Source organism: Caballeronia sp. LjRoot31 (assembly GCF_964253885.1).
GTDB lineage: Bacteria > Pseudomonadota > Gammaproteobacteria > Burkholderiales > Burkholderiaceae > Caballeronia.
Window position 1 is genome coordinate 3,713,136 of record NZ_CAXURX020000001.1, and the last position, 20,324, is coordinate 3,733,459.

Annotated in this window: 20 protein-coding genes and 1 pseudogene; 5 read left to right on the forward strand and 16 right to left on the reverse strand. The window is 61.1% G+C overall.

The window, feature by feature from the left end:
* Positions 1-144: 144 nt before the first annotated feature.
* Entirely contained in the window at positions 145-852 is a 708-nt protein-coding gene (locus ACSQ8V_RS16525) for a transposase (RefSeq protein ID WP_436182843.1), read from the reverse strand.
* A 267-nt stretch (positions 853-1,119) separates the two neighbouring features.
* Between ACSQ8V_RS16525 and ACSQ8V_RS16530 the strand changes: the two genes are divergently transcribed.
* Both ACSQ8V_RS16530 and ACSQ8V_RS16535 read left to right on the forward strand, forming a co-directional pair.
* The gene (locus ACSQ8V_RS16530) at positions 1,120-1,845 is read left to right on the forward strand and encodes an OmpW/AlkL family protein (RefSeq protein WP_213767138.1); all 726 of its coding nucleotides are present in this window, start codon (positions 1,120-1,122) and stop codon (positions 1,843-1,845) included.
* A gap of 343 nt (positions 1,846-2,188) precedes the next feature.
* Entirely contained in the window at positions 2,189-2,566 is a 378-nt protein-coding gene (locus ACSQ8V_RS16535) for a DUF883 family protein (RefSeq protein ID WP_213767137.1), read from the forward strand.
* A gap of 78 nt (positions 2,567-2,644) precedes the next feature.
* Here the strand turns inward: ACSQ8V_RS16535 and ugpQ are convergent, their stop codons facing one another.
* The 13 genes from ugpQ to pilM form a co-directional block, all read right to left on the reverse strand.
* On the reverse strand, positions 2,645-3,388 hold the full coding sequence (gene ugpQ / locus ACSQ8V_RS16540; RefSeq protein ID WP_436206377.1) for a glycerophosphodiester phosphodiesterase: 744 nt from the start codon (positions 3,386-3,388) through the stop codon (positions 2,645-2,647).
* Between the two features lie 11 nt (positions 3,389-3,399).
* Positions 3,400-4,482 carry a sn-glycerol-3-phosphate import ATP-binding protein UgpC gene (locus tag ACSQ8V_RS16545; RefSeq protein ID WP_436206378.1) on the reverse strand — a complete coding sequence of 361 codons (1,083 nt, stop codon included), beginning with the start codon at positions 4,480-4,482 and terminating at the stop codon, positions 3,400-3,402.
* 10 nt (positions 4,483-4,492) lie between these two features.
* On the reverse strand, positions 4,493-4,801 hold the full coding sequence (locus tag ACSQ8V_RS16550) for an antibiotic biosynthesis monooxygenase family protein (protein ID WP_436206379.1): 309 nt from the start codon (positions 4,799-4,801) through the stop codon (positions 4,493-4,495).
* A 14-nt stretch (positions 4,802-4,815) separates the two neighbouring features.
* Positions 4,816-5,661 carry a sn-glycerol-3-phosphate ABC transporter permease UgpE gene (gene ugpE, locus ACSQ8V_RS16555; RefSeq protein WP_436206380.1) on the reverse strand — a complete coding sequence of 282 codons (846 nt, stop codon included), beginning with the start codon at positions 5,659-5,661 and terminating at the stop codon, positions 4,816-4,818.
* Positions 5,658-6,542, reverse strand: a complete 885-nt coding sequence (ugpA, locus tag ACSQ8V_RS16560; RefSeq protein WP_213767132.1) for a sn-glycerol-3-phosphate ABC transporter permease UgpA — start codon at positions 6,540-6,542, stop codon at positions 5,658-5,660. Before ugpA ends, ugpE begins: the two co-directional genes overlap by 4 nt.
* A gap of 7 nt (positions 6,543-6,549) precedes the next feature.
* Positions 6,550-7,872, reverse strand: a complete 1,323-nt coding sequence (ugpB, locus tag ACSQ8V_RS16565) for a sn-glycerol-3-phosphate ABC transporter substrate-binding protein UgpB (RefSeq protein ID WP_436182848.1) — start codon at positions 7,870-7,872, stop codon at positions 6,550-6,552.
* A gap of 73 nt (positions 7,873-7,945) precedes the next feature.
* The gene (locus tag ACSQ8V_RS16570) at positions 7,946-9,172 is read right to left on the reverse strand and encodes a deoxyguanosinetriphosphate triphosphohydrolase (RefSeq protein ID WP_213767130.1); all 1,227 of its coding nucleotides are present in this window, start codon (positions 9,170-9,172) and stop codon (positions 7,946-7,948) included.
* Between the two features lie 371 nt (positions 9,173-9,543).
* Complete coding sequence (aroB, locus tag ACSQ8V_RS16575; RefSeq protein WP_213767172.1) at positions 9,544-10,620, reverse strand: 3-dehydroquinate synthase; 1,077 nt, start codon at positions 10,618-10,620, stop codon at positions 9,544-9,546.
* Positions 10,621-10,628: 8 nt separating this feature from the next.
* Positions 10,629-11,135, reverse strand: a complete 507-nt coding sequence (locus ACSQ8V_RS16580; RefSeq protein WP_436206674.1) for a shikimate kinase — start codon at positions 11,133-11,135, stop codon at positions 10,629-10,631.
* 152 nt (positions 11,136-11,287) lie between these two features.
* Complete coding sequence (locus tag ACSQ8V_RS16585) at positions 11,288-12,922, reverse strand: type IV pilus secretin PilQ (protein WP_436206381.1); 1,635 nt, start codon at positions 12,920-12,922, stop codon at positions 11,288-11,290.
* On the reverse strand, positions 12,919-13,755 hold the full coding sequence (pilO, locus tag ACSQ8V_RS16590) for a type 4a pilus biogenesis protein PilO (RefSeq protein WP_436206382.1): 837 nt from the start codon (positions 13,753-13,755) through the stop codon (positions 12,919-12,921). Before pilO ends, ACSQ8V_RS16585 begins: the two co-directional genes overlap by 4 nt.
* Complete coding sequence (locus ACSQ8V_RS16595) at positions 13,752-14,453, reverse strand: fimbrial assembly family protein (RefSeq protein ID WP_436206383.1); 702 nt, start codon at positions 14,451-14,453, stop codon at positions 13,752-13,754. Before ACSQ8V_RS16595 ends, pilO begins: the two co-directional genes overlap by 4 nt.
* Complete coding sequence (gene pilM, locus ACSQ8V_RS16600) at positions 14,450-15,454, reverse strand: type IV pilus biogenesis protein PilM (protein ID WP_436206384.1); 1,005 nt, start codon at positions 15,452-15,454, stop codon at positions 14,450-14,452. The genes ACSQ8V_RS16595 and pilM overlap by 4 nt, the downstream gene beginning before the upstream one ends.
* Positions 15,455-15,781: 327 nt before the next feature.
* On the opposite strand from pilM, the gene ACSQ8V_RS16605 reads away from it, so the two are divergent.
* A complete protein-coding gene (locus ACSQ8V_RS16605) occupies positions 15,782-18,190 on the forward strand; it encodes a penicillin-binding protein 1A (protein ID WP_213767124.1) in 2,409 nt (802 codons plus the stop codon).
* A gap of 74 nt (positions 18,191-18,264) precedes the next feature.
* Here ACSQ8V_RS16605 and cyaY read toward each other — a convergent pair whose 3' ends face one another.
* Entirely contained in the window at positions 18,265-18,582 is a 318-nt protein-coding gene (cyaY, locus tag ACSQ8V_RS16610) for an iron donor protein CyaY (RefSeq protein ID WP_213767123.1), read from the reverse strand.
* A gap of 53 nt (positions 18,583-18,635) precedes the next feature.
* On the opposite strand from cyaY, the pseudogene ACSQ8V_RS16615 reads away from it, so the two are divergent.
* Positions 18,636-18,689, forward strand: a pseudogene (locus ACSQ8V_RS16615) (hypothetical protein); the annotation flags it as partial.
* Positions 18,690-18,709: 20 nt separating this feature from the next.
* Here ACSQ8V_RS16615 and ACSQ8V_RS16620 read toward each other — a convergent pair.
* Complete coding sequence (locus ACSQ8V_RS16620; RefSeq protein ID WP_436206687.1) at positions 18,710-18,985, reverse strand: hypothetical protein; 276 nt, start codon at positions 18,983-18,985, stop codon at positions 18,710-18,712.
* Between ACSQ8V_RS16620 and lysA the strand changes: the two genes are divergently transcribed.
* Positions 18,984-20,246: a diaminopimelate decarboxylase gene (gene lysA, locus ACSQ8V_RS16625; protein WP_436206385.1), complete on the forward strand. Its 1,263-nt coding sequence runs from the start codon at positions 18,984-18,986 to the stop codon at positions 20,244-20,246. The two genes, ACSQ8V_RS16620 and lysA, sit on opposite strands and share 2 nt — an antisense overlap.
* Positions 20,247-20,324: the final 78 nt, after the last annotated feature.

Here is a 20,324-nt window from a genome sequence, read left to right on the forward strand (position 1 = left end):
CGTTGATCTGACACCTATTATCGAGTTGGTGCATGATTGCCCCATTTAATTAGGTCCACATCAAGCAAGGCAAAAAATAAACGGCATCCCGATTTTTGTCGTCATGCCGTTCAGTCATTCTTCAGTTCCGGCGCAAAAACACCGTTAACGCGTCTGAGGAGTCTCGCGAATCTTGCGGGGGCGGCCGCGAGGCAACGGTGAGACGCGCCGGTTGGCGGCGCGTCCTGCCCACTCCCTGTAGGAGTCGCTGCCGAGCACCCAGCCCTTGAGCGTCGCCTGAAGCAGCCGGTTGGCTTCGCGTTCATCGAGCGGCTGCTCGCACAGCTCTGTATAAGCGCGCTGGCGTTCGAACGGCGTATTGCCGAGCTTCCAGTACAGCGGGTGGTCGGTGATGAGGCTGTCGAGCGTCAAGCCGATGTGATGGCGGTAGCTGGACCATTTGTAGTCTTGCGGGAGGGCCGCGAGGCCGGCATGCACCGGCGCCATCTCGACTACCCGGCTCGCGAGCAGGAAGTAGGTTTCGCCTTCGATCACCGTTGCCCGGTAGCGGCCTTCCCACAAGGTGCCGCGGCGGGCATAACGACGATTGAAATGCGCGACGTAGCGCCGGCCGACAGCCTGCATGGCTTTCGGGAGACTGGCTTCGTCGCGGGGAGTGACGAGCAGATGCACCGCGCCTGGCATCAGCGCATAAGCGTGGATGGCGAGATGGTGGTCGCGGGAGGCGGTGCGCAGGCATTCGATGAAAAGCTCATAGTCCGGAGCTTCGACGAAAGCGGGCTGCTGATCGAGACCGCGCAAGATGACGTGCTGCGGCTGTTCGGGAACGTAGAGTCGTGCAAGCCGTGCCATGCTGGATTTTCCGTTGGTCGAGCGTTGGTCGGGTTCGGGGTATTCCGGCGGTCCGTCAAAGCCACATTCTGGGCCACCTTGAAATTTTTCGTTCAAGTCGTGCGAGATAGGCAGCAACCCATGCATCAGCCGGGAAAATCAGGAGCCCGGCAGCTCGCTAACCCAATCGGAGCCAGCATTCTTCTTAGGGAAAACGCTCTGAGGCGAAGCATGGTTTGTTTCAAATGTTCTGTTCATAATTAGCGTGCTTTTTCGGAGGAGCACTCAATGAAAATAAAACGGGTTGTTACGGGGATCGCCGCATTCGCGTGCGTGTCTGGCGCAGCACATGCCCAGTCAGCAAACACTTTCTACGTCACTACAGGCTGGTTCCATTTCGCTCCTATTTCCAGTAGCGGACCGCTCAAGGAAACGAGCGTGGGTGGATCGGCAGTCGGCATTGAAGTACCCAACACCGGCGCGAGCCTCTCTAACGCCGACACCGCAGGCTTCACCGCCGGCTACTTTGTCACCGACCATATTGCCGGCGAATTCGTTATCGGCATTCCGCCCTCGTTCGACCTGAAAGGCGAAAAGTCGTATTCGCAATACGGCACGCTCGGCACGGCCAAGCAGTGGAGCCCGACGCTGCTGCTGAAGTACTACTTCATGCAACCGCAATCGAAGATTCGCCCGTATGTGGGTATTGGCGTGACGCGCGTGTGGTTCTCGGACGCAAAGATCACGAACACCGCTTTCGAAGCCAACGTACTGCATGGTCCGACCGACGTATCGACGGATAGTTCGTGGGCTCCCGTGTTTAATGCAGGCCTTACATACGCGTTCAACGATCACTGGTTCGCCGGTTTCTCCCTCTCGTTCGTGCCGCTCCATGCCACGGCGAAGCTGACAACCCAGGCGCAGACGCCGGTTGGCCAGCTCACCGTGAAGTCGGAGGCAAAGCTGAAGCTGAACCCGATCGTGACGTACCTGAACGTCGGGTATCGGTTCTAAACGCGGTTCTAAACTCGGTTCTAAACGCCGACACCCCTTCTGTTTTTACGCTGTTCCGTCAAAGCAAGCCAAGAACAAACACAAACGCCGTTGCGGGGAATCCTCGTAACGGCGTTTGTGTTTCAGCGCTTGTAAATATGACGCGCAGCACGTACTTTTCCGAGCCTGGCCGGGCAGTTTCTACTTTTCCTGATTTTCTCGTTTTCGCGAGATGCCTTGTGTGGCAAGGCTCGAGCGTGCAATGTTGAACGCGGCGGCCGAATCGGCATCCAACTTGCTCACCTTTTGTTTTTCCGCACTTTCGCGGCCCATCCCACGATTCATCCATCGACGGAGCGATCCTATGAACGCATTCCCCAATACGCGAGATGCCATCGGAGATTCATGGAACTCCACCAGCCGCCGTGCGCGCCGCATTTCGCGTCACAGCCGCGACGCGGCGCAGGACATTGGCGGCGAATTACGCACGCTGATTTCGGAGATTGAAGAAACACTGTCGGAAGGGACGTCGGCCGACGTCGCCGCGCTGCGGGCTCAATTGAGCAAGAGCGTGGATTCGGCACGCGAGCGGTTGAATAATACGCACGACGCGGTACGCGCTCGCGCGAATACGGCCCTGGCCGATGCGGACACCTATATTCACGACAAACCATGGCAAACCATTGCCCTGGTGGGCGGCCTGGCGCTGGTGGCAGGCGTGTTGCTGGCCCGCGCCCGATAAGCCTTTTGCTTGTATCGATGAAAAAACGCGCGCTGGAATTACTTCCGCGCGCGTTTTTACTCGTTCACGCGTTTCCGCTCAGTCCAGAAAATCCGCGCCGATCACATCGATCCGGTCCGTGCAGATCGCGTCCACGCCCCATGCGGCAAGCTCGCGCGCCCGCTCCGGGTCGTTGACGGTATAGGCCAGTATCCGCAAGCCGGAATCCTTGATCTCGGCGACCAGACGCTCGTCCAGCGTCGTGTGATCCGCATGCAGCGACACGCACGCCAACGCCGCGGTTTGGGCGCGCCAGTCGCTGGGAATGGCTTCATAGAGCATGCCGCGCGGCAGATCGGGCGCAGCTCCCGCGGCGGCCTCGAGCGCAGCGTAGGAAAACGACGACAACAACGGCGCCGGTTCTGCTCCTGACCACAGCCGCGCAGCTTCCTGCGCCACTAAAACGCCCGTTTCAACATCGCGCCCTTCGCACGGCTTGATTTCGATATTCGCGGCTAACCCGTGCGAAAAACACCGTTCCGCGACCTGAGCGAGCGTTGGCATGCGCGCACCGGCGAAACTCGGATCGAACCAGCTTCCGGCATCGAGTTGCTCGAGTTCTTCGTAGCGAAGATTTTTCGCCGCGCCGCGCCCGTTCGACGTGCGATCGACGAGATCGTCGTGTAGCAAAAACACGACGTTATCCGCCGATAACTTCGCATCGAATTCGATCATTTTCAGACCGAGACGCGCACCGGTATCAATACCGTCGAGCGTGTTTTCCGGCGCGACTTTCCCGCCGCCACGATGCGCAACGATGCGCGGATAAGGCCAGATTTTCATCGCTTTTCCTATTAATTGACGCGCAAGCCCGTCGCCGGATCGAAGATGTGCAGACGATGAGCCGGCAGCGCTACTTCCAGCGCCTCGCCGCGCGCCGGACGATGTTCGTGCGGCAAACGCACCGCGACGTCGTGTTTGCCCCAACGGCCATGCGCGAGGTTATCGGCACCGAGGAGTTCGCAGGAATCGACCGTCAACGTGACATGCGCGCTCTGCTGCTCCGGCAGCATGTGTTCCGGCCGAATGCCCAGCACCCACTCGCGGCCCTTCAGATCCTGTTGCAACGACTGCATGCCCGCGAGCGGCAGGCGTGGCCCGTTACCGGCGACATCGAAGCCCGATCCGTCATCCGACACACGGCCTTCCAGCAGATTCATGGCCGGTGAGCCGATAAAGCTTGCCACGAACACCGTCGCCGGCCGCTCGTAGACTTCGGTCGGCGGCCCGATCTGCTCAGCCCGGCCGCGATTCATCACGATCACGCGCTGCGCGAGTGTCATCGCCTCGATCTGGTCGTGCGTGACGTACAGGCTCGTGGTCGCAAGACGCGCGTGCAGCCGCTGGATCTCCAGCCGCATTTGCACGCGCAGCTTGGCATCGAGGTTGGACAGCGGTTCGTCGAACAGGAACACGGCCGGTTCGCGCACGATCGCGCGGCCCATTGCCACGCGTTGCCGCTGGCCGCCGGACAACTCGCGCGGCTTGCGTGCGAGCAACGGTTCGAGTTCCAGTATCTTCGCGGCATTTTGCACACGCCGGTCGATTTCAGACTTGCCAACACCGCCGATCTTCAGCGCATACGCCATGTTCTGCGCGACGCTCATATGCGGATACAGCGCGTAGTTCTGGAACACCATCGCGATGTCCCGGTCCTTCGGCTCCAGCCTGTTCACCACCTTCTCGCCGATGGAAATCGTCCCTTCGGACACGCTTTCCAGCCCCGCGACCATCCGCAGCAAAGTCGATTTCCCGCAGCCCGACGGGCCGACCATCACGACGAATTCGCCGTCCGTCACTTCCACGTCGATGCCATGCAAGACAAACTGCTTGCTGTCGTAGGTTTTCTTGACGCCTTGAAGGCTCAGTGCAGCCATCGACCCGCCTTCATTTAAGGGCGCCCGCGACCGTCGCAAAATGCGCGACCGCGACACCCGGTTCATAGAATTTATGCAGCAACTCGCGCCACGTCTGGTAGCCGGCGGAATTGCGGAAACCTTCCTGATGCGCCGCGACCGTTTCCCAGCGCACGAGCAACACGTAATGCGAGCCGTTGTCCGCGTCGGCGCCACGCACCAGTTCGTGCGAGAGATAGCCCGGTTGCGCCGAGATAATCTTTTCGGCCTGAGCAAACGCGGCTTCAAACGCGGCCTCTTCGGCCGCCTTCACCGGCAATTGAGCAACTTCAAGGATCATTGAACGAGCCTCCGTTATTTTTCGGAATCGACGAGACCGCGCACGAACCAGCGCTGCATCGTCAGTACAACCGCGAGCGGCGGCAACATGGCCAGCAGCGTGGCGGTCATGACCAGATGCCACTCCGTGGCGGTGTCTCCTGAAGCGATCATGCTCTTGATGCCAACCACCGCGGTCTGCAACGACTGGTCGCTGGTGATCAGGATCGGCCACAAATACTGGTTCCAGCCATAGATGAACGTGATCACGAACAGCGCGGCAATGTTCGTCTTCGACAGCGGCAGCACCACGTCCCACAAGAACCGCAATGCCCCGGCGCCGTCGATGCGCGCCGCCTCCATCAGCTCATCGGGCAGCGTCATGAAGAACTGGCGGAACAGGAAAGTCGCCGTCGCCGATGCAATCAGCGGCAGCGTCAGGCCGGCGTACGTGTTGCTGAGATGCATCGATGAAACTACCTGAACCGTCGGGAAAATCCGTACTTCCACCGGCAGCATCAGCGTGATGAAGATTAGCCAGAAGGCCAGGTTTTTAAACGGGAAGCGAAAGAACACAATGGCGTAGGCCGACAACATGGAGATAGCGATCTTGCCGATCGAAATCACCAGCGCCATGACCAGGCTATTCAGCAACATGTGGCCGAACGGCGCCGCGGCGTTGCCGCTGCCGTGCGTCCAGATATTCACTATGTTCTCGAACAAATGCGTACTCGGAACCAGCGAAAGCGGCACGCTGAAAACTTCCGCTTCGCTCATGGTGGCCGCGCAGAAAGCGATGTACACCGGAAACACGACCAGCACCACGCCCACGATCAGCACCGCGTGGCAAAACAGGTCAAAACCGCGACGGTTCTCGATCATGAGTACTGCACCCGACGTTCAATAAAGCGGAATTGCACGACAGTCAGCGCCACCACGATCACCATCAGCACGACCGACTGCGCGCCGGAACTGCCGATATCGAGCCCCTGGAAACCCTCGGTGAAAATCTTGTAGATGAGCGTTTTTGTGGACTGCGCCGGACCGCCGCCGGTGGCTGCATCGATGACGGGGAAGGTATCGAAGAAGGCGTAGACCACGTTCACGGTCAGCAGGAAGAAACTGGTTGGCGAGAGCAACGGCAGCGCGATTCCGAAGAACCGCCGCACGGGCCCGGCGCCGTCAATGGCCGCCGCTTCGATCAGCGAACGCGGGATTGCCTGCAGCCCGGCGTAGAAGAACAGGAAGTTATAGCTGACCTGCTTCCACACCGACGCCAGCACGACCAGGAACATGGCCTGGGAACCGTTGAGCGCGTGGTTCCAGACAATGCCGTATTTCGCGAGCGCATACGTCACCAAACCAATGCTCGGATTGAACAGGAACGACCACAGCACGGCGGCAATCGCCGGCGCGACCGCGTATGGCCAGATCAACAGCGTCTGATACAGCTTCCGGCCTCTTGTCACCCGATCGGCGCACGCGGCCAACAGCAGCGAGATCACCAGACCTGACACGGTGACGAGCGTGCAGAAGATGATGGTCGTATTGAACGACGCAAGGTAAAGCGGATCGGTGAATATCTGCTTGAAATTCGCCAGCCCGACAAACTCGCTCGATGTACCGAACGCGTCCTGGGTCTGCGTGGCCTGCCATAGCGCCTCGCCGGCCGGCCACAGGAAAAAGAGCGCGGTGATGGCGAGTTGCGGCGCGACCAGCAGATAAGGCAGCAGGCTCGTATTGAACCGCGATCGTTTTTCCATGGCGAGTTTAGTTTCCAGCCTTTTCGAAGCGGCGCAGCAGGTCGTCGCCGCGCGACACCGCCGAATCAAGCGCGTCCTTCGGCGTTTTCTTTTCCGCCCAGACTTGCTCGAGTTCTTCGTCGACAATCGTGCGGATCTGCGGCATGTTGCCCAGACGCAAGCCCTTCGTGAAAGGCAGGGGCGGCTTGTTCAGCATCTGTTTGATCGCGGTATCGGCGCCGGGGTTTTTGTCGTAGAAGCCCTGCTTTTGCGTCAGTTCGTACGCGGCGGTCGTGACCGGCAGATAACCCGTGTCCTGATGCCATTTAGCTGCCACTGCCGGCGAGGTCAGGTACGCCAGGAACTTGGCGACGCCCTTGTACGTTGCCGGATCCTTGCCAGCCAGCACCCAAAGACTCGCGCCGCCGATAATCGCGTTCTGCGGTGCGCCCTTCACGCTCTGGTCGTACGGCATCATGCCCGTGCCGAAATTGAACTTCGCGTATTTCTTGATGTTGGCCAACGAGCCGGACGAGTTGGTCACGATGCCGCAATCGCCGCTATAGAACTTCGATACCGCCTCGTCCTTCCGGCCGACATACGTGAACGTGCCGTCCTTCGCCATGTTCTGCAGGCGCTGGATGTGCGCGATCTGCAGCGGTTTGTTGAATTCGAGCACGGCGTTGGTGCCGTCGAAGCCATTATTCTCCGATGCAAATGGCAGGCCGTGCCATGCGCTGTAGTTCTCCAACTGAATCCAGCTCTGCCAGCCCGATGAATAACCGCACATGCCGGCCGCCTTCAGCTTTTTCGCATCGGCTTCGAGTTCGTCCCAGGTTTTCGGCGGATGGGTCGGATCGATACCGGCTTTCTTGAACATGTCCTTGTTGTAATAGAGGACGGGCGTCGAACTGTTGAACGGCATCGAGATCAGGTGGCCGGTCTTCGAGTCGCTGTAATAGCTTGCAATGGTCGGAACGAATGCCTTTTCGTCGAGCGGAACGCCGGCTTGCTTGAAGACATCGGAAACGGGAATGACCGCTTTCTTGGCCTGAATCATCGTAGCGGTACCGACTTCATACACTTGCAGGATGGCCGGCGCGTTGCCGCTGCGATACGCCGCAATACCCGCAGCCAGCGTCTGGTCGTAGCTGCCCTTGAAGACCGGCACGATCTTGTAATCGCTCTGCGACGCGTTGAAGTCGTTTGCGATGTCGTTCACGCGCTCGCCGAGCGCAGATTCCATGGCGTGCCAGAACTGGATTTCAGTGGCGGCCTGCGCCTGACTGGCGCCAAAGGCGAATATGGCGGCGATGGAAAAGGCGCCGACCAGCAACTTGCGACTACTCATGAGTAACCTCTCCTTGAACCCCGGTGGAGTTTTTTGGTTGGAACAAACGCGAACGCGCCTGGAACGCGGGATTCTAATTGTCGTCGATGACGAACAGACGTCCATATTCTTTTAAGGCGTAACGATCCGTCATGCCCGCGATGTAATGCGCGATCAGGCGTGCTTGCGTGCCGCCCGAAGCAGTCTCGCTGCCGCGGGGGTCATTGGCGGACTCTTCCGCGATCGGTCCGCGTGCCTGATACGCCGGCGGCAGCAGGCGCGGGTCGTCGTTGAACGCTTTGAAAAGCCCGCTCACCACGCGCCCCGCTTTGTTAGCCATCCGCATCACCTGGTAATGGCGGTATAGATTCTTGTAAAGAAAGCGCTTGAGCTCGGTAGCCTGGGCGGCAACTGTCTCGCTGTGCGTGACCAGCGCCGGGGCGTCGCGCACGTCATCGACTGATTGCGGATTCAACCGCGCCAGGTTCTCGCTCGTCGACTCGATCAGATCCACGATCAACGCGTTGATGATCCGGCGGATGGTCTCGTGAATCAGTCTTCGCCCTTCAATACCCGGATACTCGCCGCGCGCCGCTTCGTAGTGCGTCTGCCACAACGCGACATCGGCCAGTTGATCGAGCGTGATCAGGCCGGAGCGAAGCCCGTCGTCGACGTCATGATTGTTGTAGGCGATTTCGTCGGCTACGTTTGCGATCTGGGCTTCTATCGACGGCTGCTTGCGAGTCAGAAAACGTTCACCCAACGCGCCGAGCTTCAGCGCATTTTCATGCGAGCAGTGTTTAAGAATGCCCTCGCGGGTTTCGAAGCAGAGATTCAGGCCGTCGAACGCGCCGTAGTGTTCTTCCAGTTCATCGACCACCACAAGGCTCTGGAGGTTGTGCTCGAAGCCGCCGTGGTCGCGCATGCATTCATTCAGTGCATCTTGTCCGGCATGGCCGAACGGCGTATGGCCAAGATCGTGCGCCAGCGAAATGGCTTCAACCAGGTCTTCGTTCACGCGCAGGTTACGCGCCACGGAACGGGCGATCTGCGCGACTTCCAGGCTGTGCGTCAGGCGTGTGCGAAACAGGTCGCCCTCGTGGTTCACGAAAACCTGCGTCTTGTATTCGAGGCGACGGAACGCCGTGGAGTGAACAATGCGATCGCGGTCGCGCTGGAACTCGGTGCGTGCGACGGGCGGTTTTTCTTCGAAGCGGCGGCCACGCGACTCGGCCGAATGCGCGGCATACGGCGCGAGATGCGCCTCAAGCGCGAAGGACGTCGGCGTGATGCTGGAAAACTGGAATGTCTTGTCGCTCACCGGCTGCTCCGAATCATCGTTGCCTTGTTGTTTTTGCTTGGGTCTTGGCTTGGTCGTATTTTCTGCGGCAACGGTTTTGCCTCAGCACAGCGTCAGGGAAAATCAGCGCGAAGGCCGAAACTTTCATCTCTCGCGGCTTGGCAGTTGCTCCGACTCACCATCATCTTCTTCATGGCGATGGCCGCGCCTCAAAACAGCATCAACGAAGCCAGCGCGAACGGCTTCAACATCCGGAAGTAGTGCGGCTCACTTGTTAGCATGAGCGATGGTGTTCTTCGCGCCGTGGCCACGAACGACATTCAGCGCATTGGTGAACCCGGACGTCTCGCGACTGAGCTTCGTCGCAACGACCCACTGCTGAACGCAGCCGCTCAGACGCTGGCCGCAAGCGTTGCGCGCACTGCCTCGTCGGGTGCACCCGTGATCTTCGTATTACCGAAACGCTCGAGCAGGATGAATTTGATCTCACCTGCTTCGGCTTTCTTGTCGACCTTCATCAAGTCGATATACCGATCCGCGCCAAGCGCCGGCGCCTTGACCGGGAGCTTCGCCGCAGCGATCAACCGCGTGAGCCGCTCACGTGAAGTTTCGTCGAGCCGGCCAAGCCGCACCGACAGATCCGCTGCCATCACCATGCCGCAACCGACTGCCTCTCCATGCAGCCATTCGCCGTAACCAAGGCCAGCCTCAATTGCATGACCGAATGTGTGGCCGAAATTGAGAATGGCGCGCAAGCCGCCTTCGCGTTCGTCTGCAGCGACAACCGAAGCCTTCACCTCGCACGAGCGCTTCACCGCATGCGTAAGAGCGGCCGGATCACACGCGTTCAACGCCCCGATGTTCGCCTCGATCCACTCGAAGAACTCGCTGTCCGCAATGGCGCCCGTCTTGATCACTTCCGCGATACCCGCGGCAAGTTCGCGCGCCGGCAGCGTCTGCAGCGCCCCTATGTCCGCGATGACCGCTTGCGGCTGATAAAACGCGCCGATCATGTTCTTGCCGAGCGGATGATTGATGCCCGTCTTCCCGCCTACCGACGAATCGACCTGCGCGAGCAGCGTGGTCGGCACCTGGATAAAAGGCACGCCGCGCATATAACTGGCCGCGGCAAAACCCGTCATGTCGCCGATCACCCCGCCGCCCAACGCAATCAGCGTGGTCTTGCGGTCGGCGCGTTCGGTCAGCAGCGCGCTGAAAATCTGGTTGAGCGTCTCGAGATTCTTGTGCGCCTCGCCATCGGGCAAAACGATGGTCGTGACTTTCTTGCCGAGCGGCGCGAGGGCAGCGCGGAGCGCATCGCCGTAGAGCGGATCGACAGTCGTGTTGGTGACAATGGCGACCGACGAGCCCGCAATATGCGGTGCGTACAGGTCGGTCCGGCCAATCAGCCCGGCGCCAATATGGATGGGGTAGGCGCGATCGCCCAGTTCGACTTTGACGGTAATCATGGCGGACATTATGACGTAGCCGGCTTGGCGATGCCGGCCATCTCCAGTTGCATCAACACCATGTTGACGAGGTTATTCACGGTCGGCCGGCCGGTTTCCACGATGAAATGCGCGCACTCCTGATACAGCGGATCACGCGCCTTGTAGAGCGCTTCCAGCTTGCCGCGCGGATCGTCGGTCTGCAGCAGCGGCCGGTTTTTATCGCGCCGCGTGCGTTGCCACAATTCATGCGGCGTGGCGCGCAGGTAGATCACCAGCCCGCGACTCTTCAGATGTTCCCGATTCTCCGCCCGGAGAATCGCGCCGCCGCCGGTTGCCAGCACAATATTCTCGCGCCGCGACAACTCGTCGATCACATCCGCTTCGCGCTGCCGGAAGCCATCCTCGCCCTCGACCTCCCAGATTACCGGGATGCGCGCGCCCGTACGCGCCTCGATTTCGTGGTCGGAATCGATGAAAGAACGCTGTAACCGGCGCGCGACCGCCCGCCCCACGGTGGTCTTGCCTGCCCCCATGAGTCCGACAAAAAATACGTTCGCGTTCGCTTGCCCGGCTTCCAACTCGCTTCCTTGTGCATTGATTCCGGTCCCGATTCTGGTCCCGTTCGTGCGGGAGCTTAAGGGCAAAAGGGCCGGTTTGTCGAGTCGGAAAGGCTTGCCGGCGGCCCTCACAGACGCGCCGGAACGATATGCGGGGTAATGAAAATGACCAGTTCGCTGCGTGAATTGCGGCGCGCGGTATGACGAAAAAGCCAGCCCAATACAGGGATTTTACCGAGCAGCGGGACCCTCGTGACGTCCTCGCGCTCATCGGAGGAATATATCCCGCCGATTGCCACCGTGCCGCCGTCCTCCACCTCCACGCGCGTCTGGACGTGCTTGGTGTTGATTGCCGGGCCGGCTGCCGTCTGCTCGCCGACGCTGTCCTTCGATACATCGAGATCAAGGATCACGTGGCCATGCGGCGTAATTTGGGGCTCGACCTCCAGTTTCAGCGCGGCCCGGCGAAACTGGACGCCCGATACGCCATTGCCCACTTTCGCCTGATACGGCAACTCCGTGCCTTGCTCGACCACCGCCTTCACGCGATCCGCCGTGATCACGCGGGGACTCGACACAATCTCGCCACGGCCTTCGTTTTCGAGCGCGCTCAACTCGACGTTCAGCAAACGCGTAGCCTGCGCGGCGAATAGCGTCAGGCCGGCGGTCGCGGCGTCAAACCCGCCAATCGGCCGCGCCGATAAATCGAACACCGCGCCGTCCGCACCCGCCACAAGACCGTGTGCGGTGGAGTCGCCGGTGGGCGTCATTGACAGTTTCACCCCGAGATTGCGCGAAAACCCGGTGTCGCCCTCCACAATGCGGGCCTCGATCATCACCTGGGGCGTCGGCTGGTCGATCCGCGCAATCAGCTCGGCGATCTGCGTGACGCGGGCCTCAAGGTCAGTGACGAAAAGCAGGTTGGTGCGGGCATCAGCCATGACAGAACCGCGCTTCGATAACACCCGCTGGCTGCCCGAACCCGTCAGGAGCTTGCGAACGTCGTCGGCACGCGGATAGCGCAGAACGAAGGTGCGGCTGGCGAGCGGCTCGAGATCGGCTGCACGGGCGTGAGCTTCGTAACGAAGGCGCTCGCGCGCCGCCAGTTCGCTAAGCGGCGCAACCCAGATGACCTCGCCGTGGCGCTCCATCGCGAGGCCGTGGACGTCGAGCAGCGTGTCGAACGCCCGCCGCCACGGCACGTCGACGAGATTCAGCGAGACCAGCCCGCGGATCTTCTCGCTCGCGACAATGTTCACGCCTGAAAACTTCGCGAAGGTTTGCAGCACGGCGCTCAAGTCGGCATTTTTCAGGTTCAGCGAGATCGGTTTGCCGTCATCAAGCGACGTGACGGCAGGGTCCGCCGGCCCACGGCTCATACGCTCAACAGGTGGCAATGGCGTCGGCGGCCCCTCTAGCGCGGGCGTGACATCAGGTGCGGCCACTGGAGCGGGCGTTGTGGGCGTTGTGGCTGGCGTCAGCCAGGCTGTGTCGTCATCGGGCGCCTGCGCAACGACGGCCGCAGGAACCTCAACCGCGAACTGGTCCGTGGGCAAGGTCTCGGGAAACGGCTCGGGCAGGGGTGGCAAAGGGGGCAGTGCGGCGTGGGCAGTGACAGTCCCCAGCAGCAAGACGGTCGCGATACCACGCGCGCAAATTCGCCACCGCAACGAGAACGCGCCTCCGACCGCCGCCCCGCGAGCAACCCGAAGCGTCACGCTCACCGAACGGCTTAACAGCCGCAAAAACCGCAGCGTCTTCATGGCCGGTCATCCGCGAAACCAATCGTGCGCACGACCCCGTCAGGACGACTGAGCTCGATCGAACGCGAACGGACATTGCCAAGCCGCTCGTCGCCAATCATCTGGCCCGGCAGAAATCCATCGACTCCCGCAGCCGTCTCTACCAATGCCATCCCGCGACGCCGAGCACGCAAAGTGCCAACAAGAAGCATCGCGCCTCCATCGCCCGCGCCTGCACCGTTCTTCACACCAAACGGATCGACAGCAAACCCGTCCCGGCGTGACGGCTCCGGCCGCGTGATCGCCGGAAGATCCTCGAATACTCTGAGCGTAGCTTCTAGGGAAAGCGCGTTCGGCACTCGTTTCATTTGCACGTCTGCCGGAACGACGAGTCTTGGCAGCCCTTCCAGCGCGTCGAGAAACCGCCTGATCTCGCCAAACGAACCTTCGGCGCGAAATTTCAGCGGCCGCTCGATCTCGATCCCGTCGCCCTTCTGCGCCGACGGTTCGATCATGCCGATCCGCAAGCCGCTCTGAGCGGCGAGTGCAGTCAGCTCGTGAAGTGCGTCGGCAACGGTCCAACGGACGAGCGGTGCACCATCGCCTGAACGCGCGCGCATCACGGGCAACTGCGCAGTCATTGCTTGTGCCCGGTCCAGGCGTTGCTGCGCTTCGTGCGACGCCAAACGGCTGGCTTCCGTGCCGCTGAGATCGGAGGACCGCCACAACGACACGCCAGCAGCAAATACCAGCAAGCCGATCACGACGCCCGTGAGCGCGATCCGATAACCGCTCCAGGCATCCAGAGGCTGTAGCAATTGAAACCCATGGGAAGATTTAGCGAGGCGGTTCATCGCGTGCTCCGGCTTGCTGCTTTCGGCTTCGACGACGCCTCTCGTCTAGCGGCCTTCAGCACCTTCGGCGCTGCGTCCCCGCTGGTGCTCTGCGTCCATCGCACGACCGCGATGAAATCGTAGGGGCTCGTCTTGCCCTGCGAATTCGCCGCAGCAGGTTGCGCGACGGCTATTGCTGGAGGCCGCACAGCAACGACCCGCCGGTGCATTTCCACGATCTCCACGGCCCTCACGCCCGTCACTTTTTCAAGCGCTTTCAGCCACGCGGCCGCCGTGTGCGAATCCGGCGCGCTGGCGGCAAGCTCCACCTCGCTCACGCGCTGCGTCACCCGCTGCAAGCCGATATTCCCCTGCGATGTCCCCCGCGCGAGCGCATCGAGCAAGCCGAGAAACCGGGCGCGCGGTTCAGCTAACGGCACGGCGGCGCTCTGTGCCCTCCGCTCCAGCGCTTGAGCCTCGACCAGCCGCGCATGCTCAGCGATCGGCGCACCCAATTGCCGCAGCGCTACCTCGAGCGAGTCTCGTTTCTCTTCTATATGCACTCGCTCCAACGCATCCCAGCCCGCCACTGCGCCGACCGCGGCACACCCCGCCAGACCCGCGCCCGCGAGCAGCGCCAGCGCCCGGTTGCGGGCTCGACGACGCGCACCCGACCTGTACGGCAGCAGATTGAAGGCATGCAAACTGACGGTGCTCATGGCATTACCTCGCGCAGCGCAAGCCCCATTGCCACGGCAAACAGCGGCGAATGCGCGAGACGTTCATCCACCCTTTGCGCGCCATTGCAAAACGGCGCGCATTCAAACGGCATGACCGGGCAGCCGAACAATGAGGCCAGCATTGGCGTGGAAACGCCTGCGCGATTCAGCAGGTCGATATCTCCGCCGATATAAATCCAGTGCACCGGCAAGTCGTCGCCAACCAGATCGGTCAGCGCTTCAGTCGCGCTCGAATATTCTGGCGACGGGTAACGCACCTCGTTCTCCACGCCCTCCTCGCCGACAAGCCATGCATGCAGTCCCGCACTTTCCACCCAGCACGCGACATAACGTTCCAACGGATCAATCTCCATAGCAGCCGAATAACGCAACGCGCGCAGCGCAGCGCCCGGCTCACCATCGATTGCACTCAGCACGATGTTCGCGGCCGCCGCCGTCTCCACGCGCGACTCCACGTATTGCCGCCCGGTGGCAGCAATTGACACCTCAGCGTCGCCGTTCTCGAGCATCTGGATGGACCAGTCGACCGCGAGAGCGCCGCGCTCGATCCCCGCCACGCGCTCGGCTTCTGCCAGCACAGCCGGTTCAAGCAAGCCGCGTGGATCGCGCCCCGCCGACGCTGAAATTGAAACCTGGCTCGTCTGTGTCAGCCTCGCCAGCGATATGCGCGTAGTCAGTGTTGCCGACGCCGGCAACGCCATTGCACACCGCAGCGAACGTAGTGCGCCTCGCGCGGGCAGCCGCGAAAATGCTTCTCGCAACGCCGCCGTGATAGCTGTCCGGTCAATGAAATCCCCGCCTATCACCACGCCCGGTTCAAGCAGAACCTCCTCCAGCCGCTCGACGCAAACTGGCCGATTCGCATGCAAGCGCTTGCTGACTACAGCGAGTCTTAAAACCCCTTCGGTAATGTCGATACCCGCCGCGAACCGGCGCGTAACGGTCAGGACCGATCCGCGCAATAGTGTTTCCGTACCCATGCTCACCCTCTCTTTTTTCAGGCCGCGCACCGAACCGTTCGGGCGCCGGCAATGAAACGATTGTGGGCAGCGGGAGTGGTTGCCACCATTCGTCCAAGTGGCTAACGTAAAGGGATGAAGAGCTTAAAAAGCGCCGATGCCGGTGGGCACGAAACAAGCGTGAAAAAGTCTCAAAAGAAGCGATGCAAACGTTAGCAGTCTCAGTCCGTCAACGCTTATCGTGACGAAAGAGGGGTCGCCGCGCCCTGCGCGCAACACCCCAAGTAAGCCAGACGAAAGCCGTAAAGTTGGACAGCTATAATCGCGGGACCGTTTTTTGGTGGTGCCATGCAATCTCAGTCTCCGTCGTCCCCTCCGTCCCGTCATCCCGATTCCCCGAAGCGTGTTCGCCCGCTCTGGATCAGGCTTCTGCTCGGATTGTTAATTTGTATTGTCGGGTTGATCATCAGCGCTGGGCTCGTGCTCGGTTACGCGCTGGTGGTGGCCCAGCCCAACCTGCCGTCGCTCGAAGCGCTCACCGACTACCGCCCGAAAGTACCGCTGCGGGTCTACACGGCAGATCACGTGCTGATTGGCGAATTCGGCGAAGAACGGCGCAGCGTCGTGCGGATCCAGGACGTGCCGGATTACCTCAAGAAGGCGGTGCTCGCCATTGAAGACGCACGTTTCTACGATCACGGCGGTGTCGACCTGACCGGTATCCTTCGCGCCGGCACGGTGGCGTTGACGAACGGCCACGCGTCCCAGGGCGCAAGCACGATCACGATGCAAGTCGCGCGAAATTTCTTCTTGTCGAGCGAAAAGACCTACACCCGCAAGATCTACGAGATGTTGCTTGCGTACAAGATTGAGCGCGCGTTGACAAAAGACCAGATTCTCGAGGTCTATATGAACCAGATTTATCTGGGACAGCGCGCCTATGGATTCGCGAGTGCCGCGCGGGTCTATTTCGGCAAGGACCTGAAGGACATCACGCTTGCCGAAGCCGCCATGCTCGCCGGCTTGCCAAAAGCGCCCTCCGCGTACAACCCGGTCGTCAATCCGAAACGCGCGAAAGTGCGCCAGCAATACATCCTGGAACGGATGCTCGAACTGCACTACATCACGCAGCAGCAATATGAAGACGCGGCGAAACAACCGCTCGTGGTGAAGGGCGCCGGGCGCGAGTTCAGCGTGCACGCCGAGTACGTGGCGGAAATGGTGCGCCAGATGATGTACACGCAGTATCGCGAGGAGGCTTATACGCTGGGCCTGAACGTGGTGACGACCATCGATTCCGCCGATCAGGACGCAGCATATCGCGCCGTGCGCAAAGGTCTGATGGACTATGAACATCGGCACGGATATCGCGGGCCGGAAGCGTATATCGATCTGCCCACGGACCCCGACGATCGCGAGCAGGCTATCGACGACGCTCTGGTCGACCATCCCGACAACGGCGAGATCGTCGCGGCGGTCGTCACCGAGGCGAGCCCCAAGCAAGTGAAGGCGAGTTTTATCGATGGCAACGTAGCGGTCGTTGAAGGCAACGATCTGCGTTTTGTCGCGAGCGCGCTCAGCACGCGGGCGCAGCCGAACCAGCGCATCCGGCCGGGCGCGATCGTGCGCCTGATGAAAAACGACGACGACACCTGGGTCATCACCCAACTGCCGCAAGTGGAAGGCGCGTTCGTTTCCATCGTGCCGCAGGACGGCGCGATCCGCGCGCTGGTGGGCGGTTTCGACTTCAACAAGAACAAGTTCAACCACGTCACTCAGGCGTGGCGCCAGCCGGGTTCGAGTTTCAAGCCGTTCATCTATTCGGCGTCACTGGAAAAAGGCTTGTCGCCGGCGACCATCATCAATGACGCGCCGCTCTACTTCAGCGCTGCTGAAACGGGCGGCCAGGCGTGGGAGCCAAAGAACTACGGCGGCGGTTTCGACGGCCCCATGCCCATGCGCACGGCGTTGATGAAATCGAAGAACCTGGTCTCTATCAGGATCCTGAACAACATCGGTCCGAAGTATGCGCAAGGCTATGTGACGAAGTTCGGTTTCGACGCCTCGCGTCAGCCCGCCTATCTGCCGATGGCGCTCGGTGCAGGCCAGGTCACGCCGCTGCAAATGGCGACGGGGTATTCGGTGTTCGCGAACGGCGGATACCGCGTGAATCCGTATCTGATCGCCGATATCACCGATCCGCGCGGCGCCGTGGTCTCGCATCCGCAGCCGCTGGTCGCCGCCGACACCGCGCCGCTCGCCATTACGCCGCGCAACGCCTACGTGATGAACAGCCTGCTTCAAAGCGTGGCGCAACGCGGTACGGGCGCGAGAACGAATCAGTTGAAGCGCACTGACCTTGCCGGCAAGACCGGCACGACGAACGACTCCCACGACGCGTGGTTCGCCGGTTATCAACATTCGCTGGTGGCCATTGCGTGGATTGGGTACGACTCGCCGCGCAGTCTCGGCGACAAGGAAACAGGCGGCGGACTCGCACTGCCGGTATGGATGGACTACATGAGCCGGGCGTTGCGCGACGTGCCGGAATACAAATCGACCATGCCGCCCGATGTGGTCTCGCTAGGCGGCGAACTCTATTTCGACGACATGACGCCGGGTCACGGATTCGTGGCAACTATCGGTGTGAGTCAGGCCGTGCCGGAAGACGTCAGTGGCGGGGCCCCCTCTGCGCCTGCGCCGCAGGTCGGCGAGCAGGAAAAGCAGGACATCATGAATCTGTTCAAAGCACAGTAAGCAGCGTGATCGAACTCAAGCCCCGGCTAGTCCGGGGCCTGAGCGGCAAATCAAGCGGTAGATCAAGCTGCGGATCAAGCTGAAAAGCGGATCGGCTCGCCGGCTTGTTCGCTGGCGTACTGGCTGAGCGCTTCAAAAAACTCACTGCCGTCGCGCGTGTTGCGCCATGCGCCGTCCACATACTTATAGTGAAAACCGCCAGCCTTGGCCGCGAGCCAGAGCTCGTGCATCGGCGGCTGCAAATTCACGATCAGTTTCGTGCGGTTCTCGAATTCGAGCGTTAAAACATTACCGCTGCGCTCGAATTCGACATCGGCTTCGAGGCCGTCCACGTCCCGCTCGATGGCCGCCAGCGCGGCCTCGGCGAGGGTCAGGTATTCGTTGTCGGTCATGCTAAACTCCATCGATTAATTAGTCAGGGACAGTAATGCAAGTCGTCTTCCGGATGAGCGCGATTGTAGCGGCTTTGGCCATTTCCGCCGGCACGCTGCTCGCCGCCTGTGGCCAGCGTGGACCGCTCTATATGCCCGTCGCCCCGCCGATGCCGGTTCGTCCCTCAAGCCTTCCGCCGTTGCCGGCGAGCGTGCCGGCAGAAGCATCGTCCGCCTCGTCTGCTGTGAGTACCGAGGACGTTCCGGACACTTCCGGTACGGCGCTTTCGCTCTCCCCCGACGACAACCTGAAATCGTCCCCGTCGGCGTCGGCACCCAAAGCCGCTTCCTCCGGCGAATAATCGTGGCCATACCGCGCTTGGGGCCAACCGGCCCGGCGCGTCAGCAGAACCAGAAAACCCATGACTCAATCCGCATTCTCTCGCGCCGACGGCGTGCTGCAGGTCGAAGGCGTTTCGGCCGCGTCGCTGGCCGATCAGTTCGGCACCCCGCTCTACGTGTATTCGCGCAGTGCGTTGACCGACGCGTATAAAGCTTACGCCGATGCCTGCAGCGGCCGCCGCGCCACTATCCACGTGGCCGTGAAAGCCAACAGCAACCTCGCGGTGCTGAACGTTTTCGCGCGGCTCGGCGCGGGCTTCGACATCGTCTCGTCGGGTGAACTGGCGCGCGTGCTGGCCGCGGGCGGCAAGGCCGAAAACACCGTGTTCTCCGGCGTCGGCAAGACGGCGGCGGAAATGCGCGAAGCACTCGATGCCGGCGTGAAGTGCTTCAACGTCGAGTCCATTCCAGAACTTCATGCGCTGAATGAAGTGGCCAAGGCCGCGGGCAAACGAGCGCCGGTGTCGCTGCGCGTGAATCCCGACGTCGATGCCAAGACGCATCCGTATATTTCCACGGGCCTGAAGTCGAACAAGTTCGGCGTGGCTTTCGACGAGGCCCGCGCGACTTACGCGCAAGCCGAGGCCATGTCGAATCTCGACGTAATCGGGATCGATTGCCATATTGGTTCGCAGATCACGGAAGTCAGCCCGTATCTCGACGCCCTCGACAAATTGCTGAACCTCGTCGAGCAGATCGAAGCGGACGGCACGACCATTCATCACGTCGATGTTGGCGGTGGACTCGGCATTACGTACGACCATGAAACGCCGCCGGCTATCGGGGAATTCGTGCGTGCGGTGCTCGCGCGTATCGATGACCGCGGGCACGGTCATCGCGAAGTGTATTTCGAGCCGGGCCGTTCGCTGGTCGGCAATGCGGGCGTGTTGCTCACGCGCGTGGAATACCTGAAGCCGGGCGCGGAGAAAAATTTCGCCATCGTTGACGCCGGCATGAACGATCTCGCGCGTCCCGCGATGTATCAGGCATTTCATCGTATGGAAGCCGTGGAAAAGCGCGCGACGAAAGCGCAACTCTACGACGTGGTCGGTCCTGTTTGCGAAAGCGGCGACTGGCTCGGCAAGGATCGGGAACTCGCCATCGAACAAGGCGATCTGATCGCGATTTTCTCGGCCGGCGCATACGGTTTCGTGATGAGCTCGAACTACAACACGCGCCCGCGCGCCGCCGAAGTCATGGTCGATCGCGAACGTGCCCGGCGAGTGCGTGAACGCGAAGAAGTGAAGCAGTTGTTCGCGGGCGAATCGATTTTCCCGGACTGACTTCCGTTGGTCGGATCAGAGTAAAAAAGGGCGACGCTATTCAAGCGTCGCCCTTTTTTCACGCGCGTCCTGATCAAA

Bases quoted from the DNA above. Each gene is read 5' to 3' on its own strand.
- lysA (WP_436206385.1), top strand. From the start codon at position 18,984: ATGACTCAATCCGCATTCTCTCGCGCCGACGGCGTGCTGCAGGTCGAA.
- ugpE (WP_436206380.1), bottom strand. From the start codon at position 5,661: ATGATCGAGAACCGTCGCGGTTTTGACCTGTTTTGCCACGCGGTGCTG.
- ACSQ8V_RS16605 (WP_213767124.1), top strand. From the start codon at position 15,782: ATGCAATCTCAGTCTCCGTCGTCCCCTCCGTCCCGTCATCCCGATTCC.
- pilO (WP_436206382.1), bottom strand. From the start codon at position 13,755: ATGAACCGCCTCGCTAAATCTTCCCATGGGTTTCAATTGCTACAGCCT.
- ACSQ8V_RS16545 (WP_436206378.1), bottom strand. From the start codon at position 4,482: ATGGCTGCACTGAGCCTTCAAGGCGTCAAGAAAACCTACGACAGCAAG.
- pilM (WP_436206384.1), bottom strand. From the start codon at position 15,454: ATGGGTACGGAAACACTATTGCGCGGATCGGTCCTGACCGTTACGCGC.
- aroB (WP_213767172.1), bottom strand. From the start codon at position 10,620: ATGATTACCGTCAAAGTCGAACTGGGCGATCGCGCCTACCCCATCCAT.
- ACSQ8V_RS16585 (WP_436206381.1), bottom strand. From the start codon at position 12,922: ATGAAGACGCTGCGGTTTTTGCGGCTGTTAAGCCGTTCGGTGAGCGTG.
- ugpB (WP_436182848.1), bottom strand. From the start codon at position 7,872: ATGAGTAGTCGCAAGTTGCTGGTCGGCGCCTTTTCCATCGCCGCCATA.
- ACSQ8V_RS16550 (WP_436206379.1), bottom strand. From the start codon at position 4,801: ATGATCCTTGAAGTTGCTCAATTGCCGGTGAAGGCGGCCGAAGAGGCC.
- cyaY (WP_213767123.1), bottom strand. From the start codon at position 18,582: ATGACCGACAACGAATACCTGACCCTCGCCGAGGCCGCGCTGGCGGCC.
- ACSQ8V_RS16595 (WP_436206383.1), bottom strand. From the start codon at position 14,453: ATGAGCACCGTCAGTTTGCATGCCTTCAATCTGCTGCCGTACAGGTCG.
- ACSQ8V_RS16580 (WP_436206674.1), bottom strand. From the start codon at position 11,135: ATGGGGGCAGGCAAGACCACCGTGGGGCGGGCGGTCGCGCGCCGGTTA.
- ACSQ8V_RS16620 (WP_436206687.1), bottom strand. From the start codon at position 18,985: ATGGGTTTTCTGGTTCTGCTGACGCGCCGGGCCGGTTGGCCCCAAGCG.
- ACSQ8V_RS16530 (WP_213767138.1), top strand. From the start codon at position 1,120: ATGAAAATAAAACGGGTTGTTACGGGGATCGCCGCATTCGCGTGCGTG.
- ACSQ8V_RS16525 (WP_436182843.1), bottom strand. From the start codon at position 852: ATGGCACGGCTTGCACGACTCTACGTTCCCGAACAGCCGCAGCACGTC.
- ACSQ8V_RS16535 (WP_213767137.1), top strand. From the start codon at position 2,189: ATGAACGCATTCCCCAATACGCGAGATGCCATCGGAGATTCATGGAAC.
- ugpQ (WP_436206377.1), bottom strand. From the start codon at position 3,388: ATGAAAATCTGGCCTTATCCGCGCATCGTTGCGCATCGTGGCGGCGGG.
- ugpA (WP_213767132.1), bottom strand. From the start codon at position 6,542: ATGGAAAAACGATCGCGGTTCAATACGAGCCTGCTGCCTTATCTGCTG.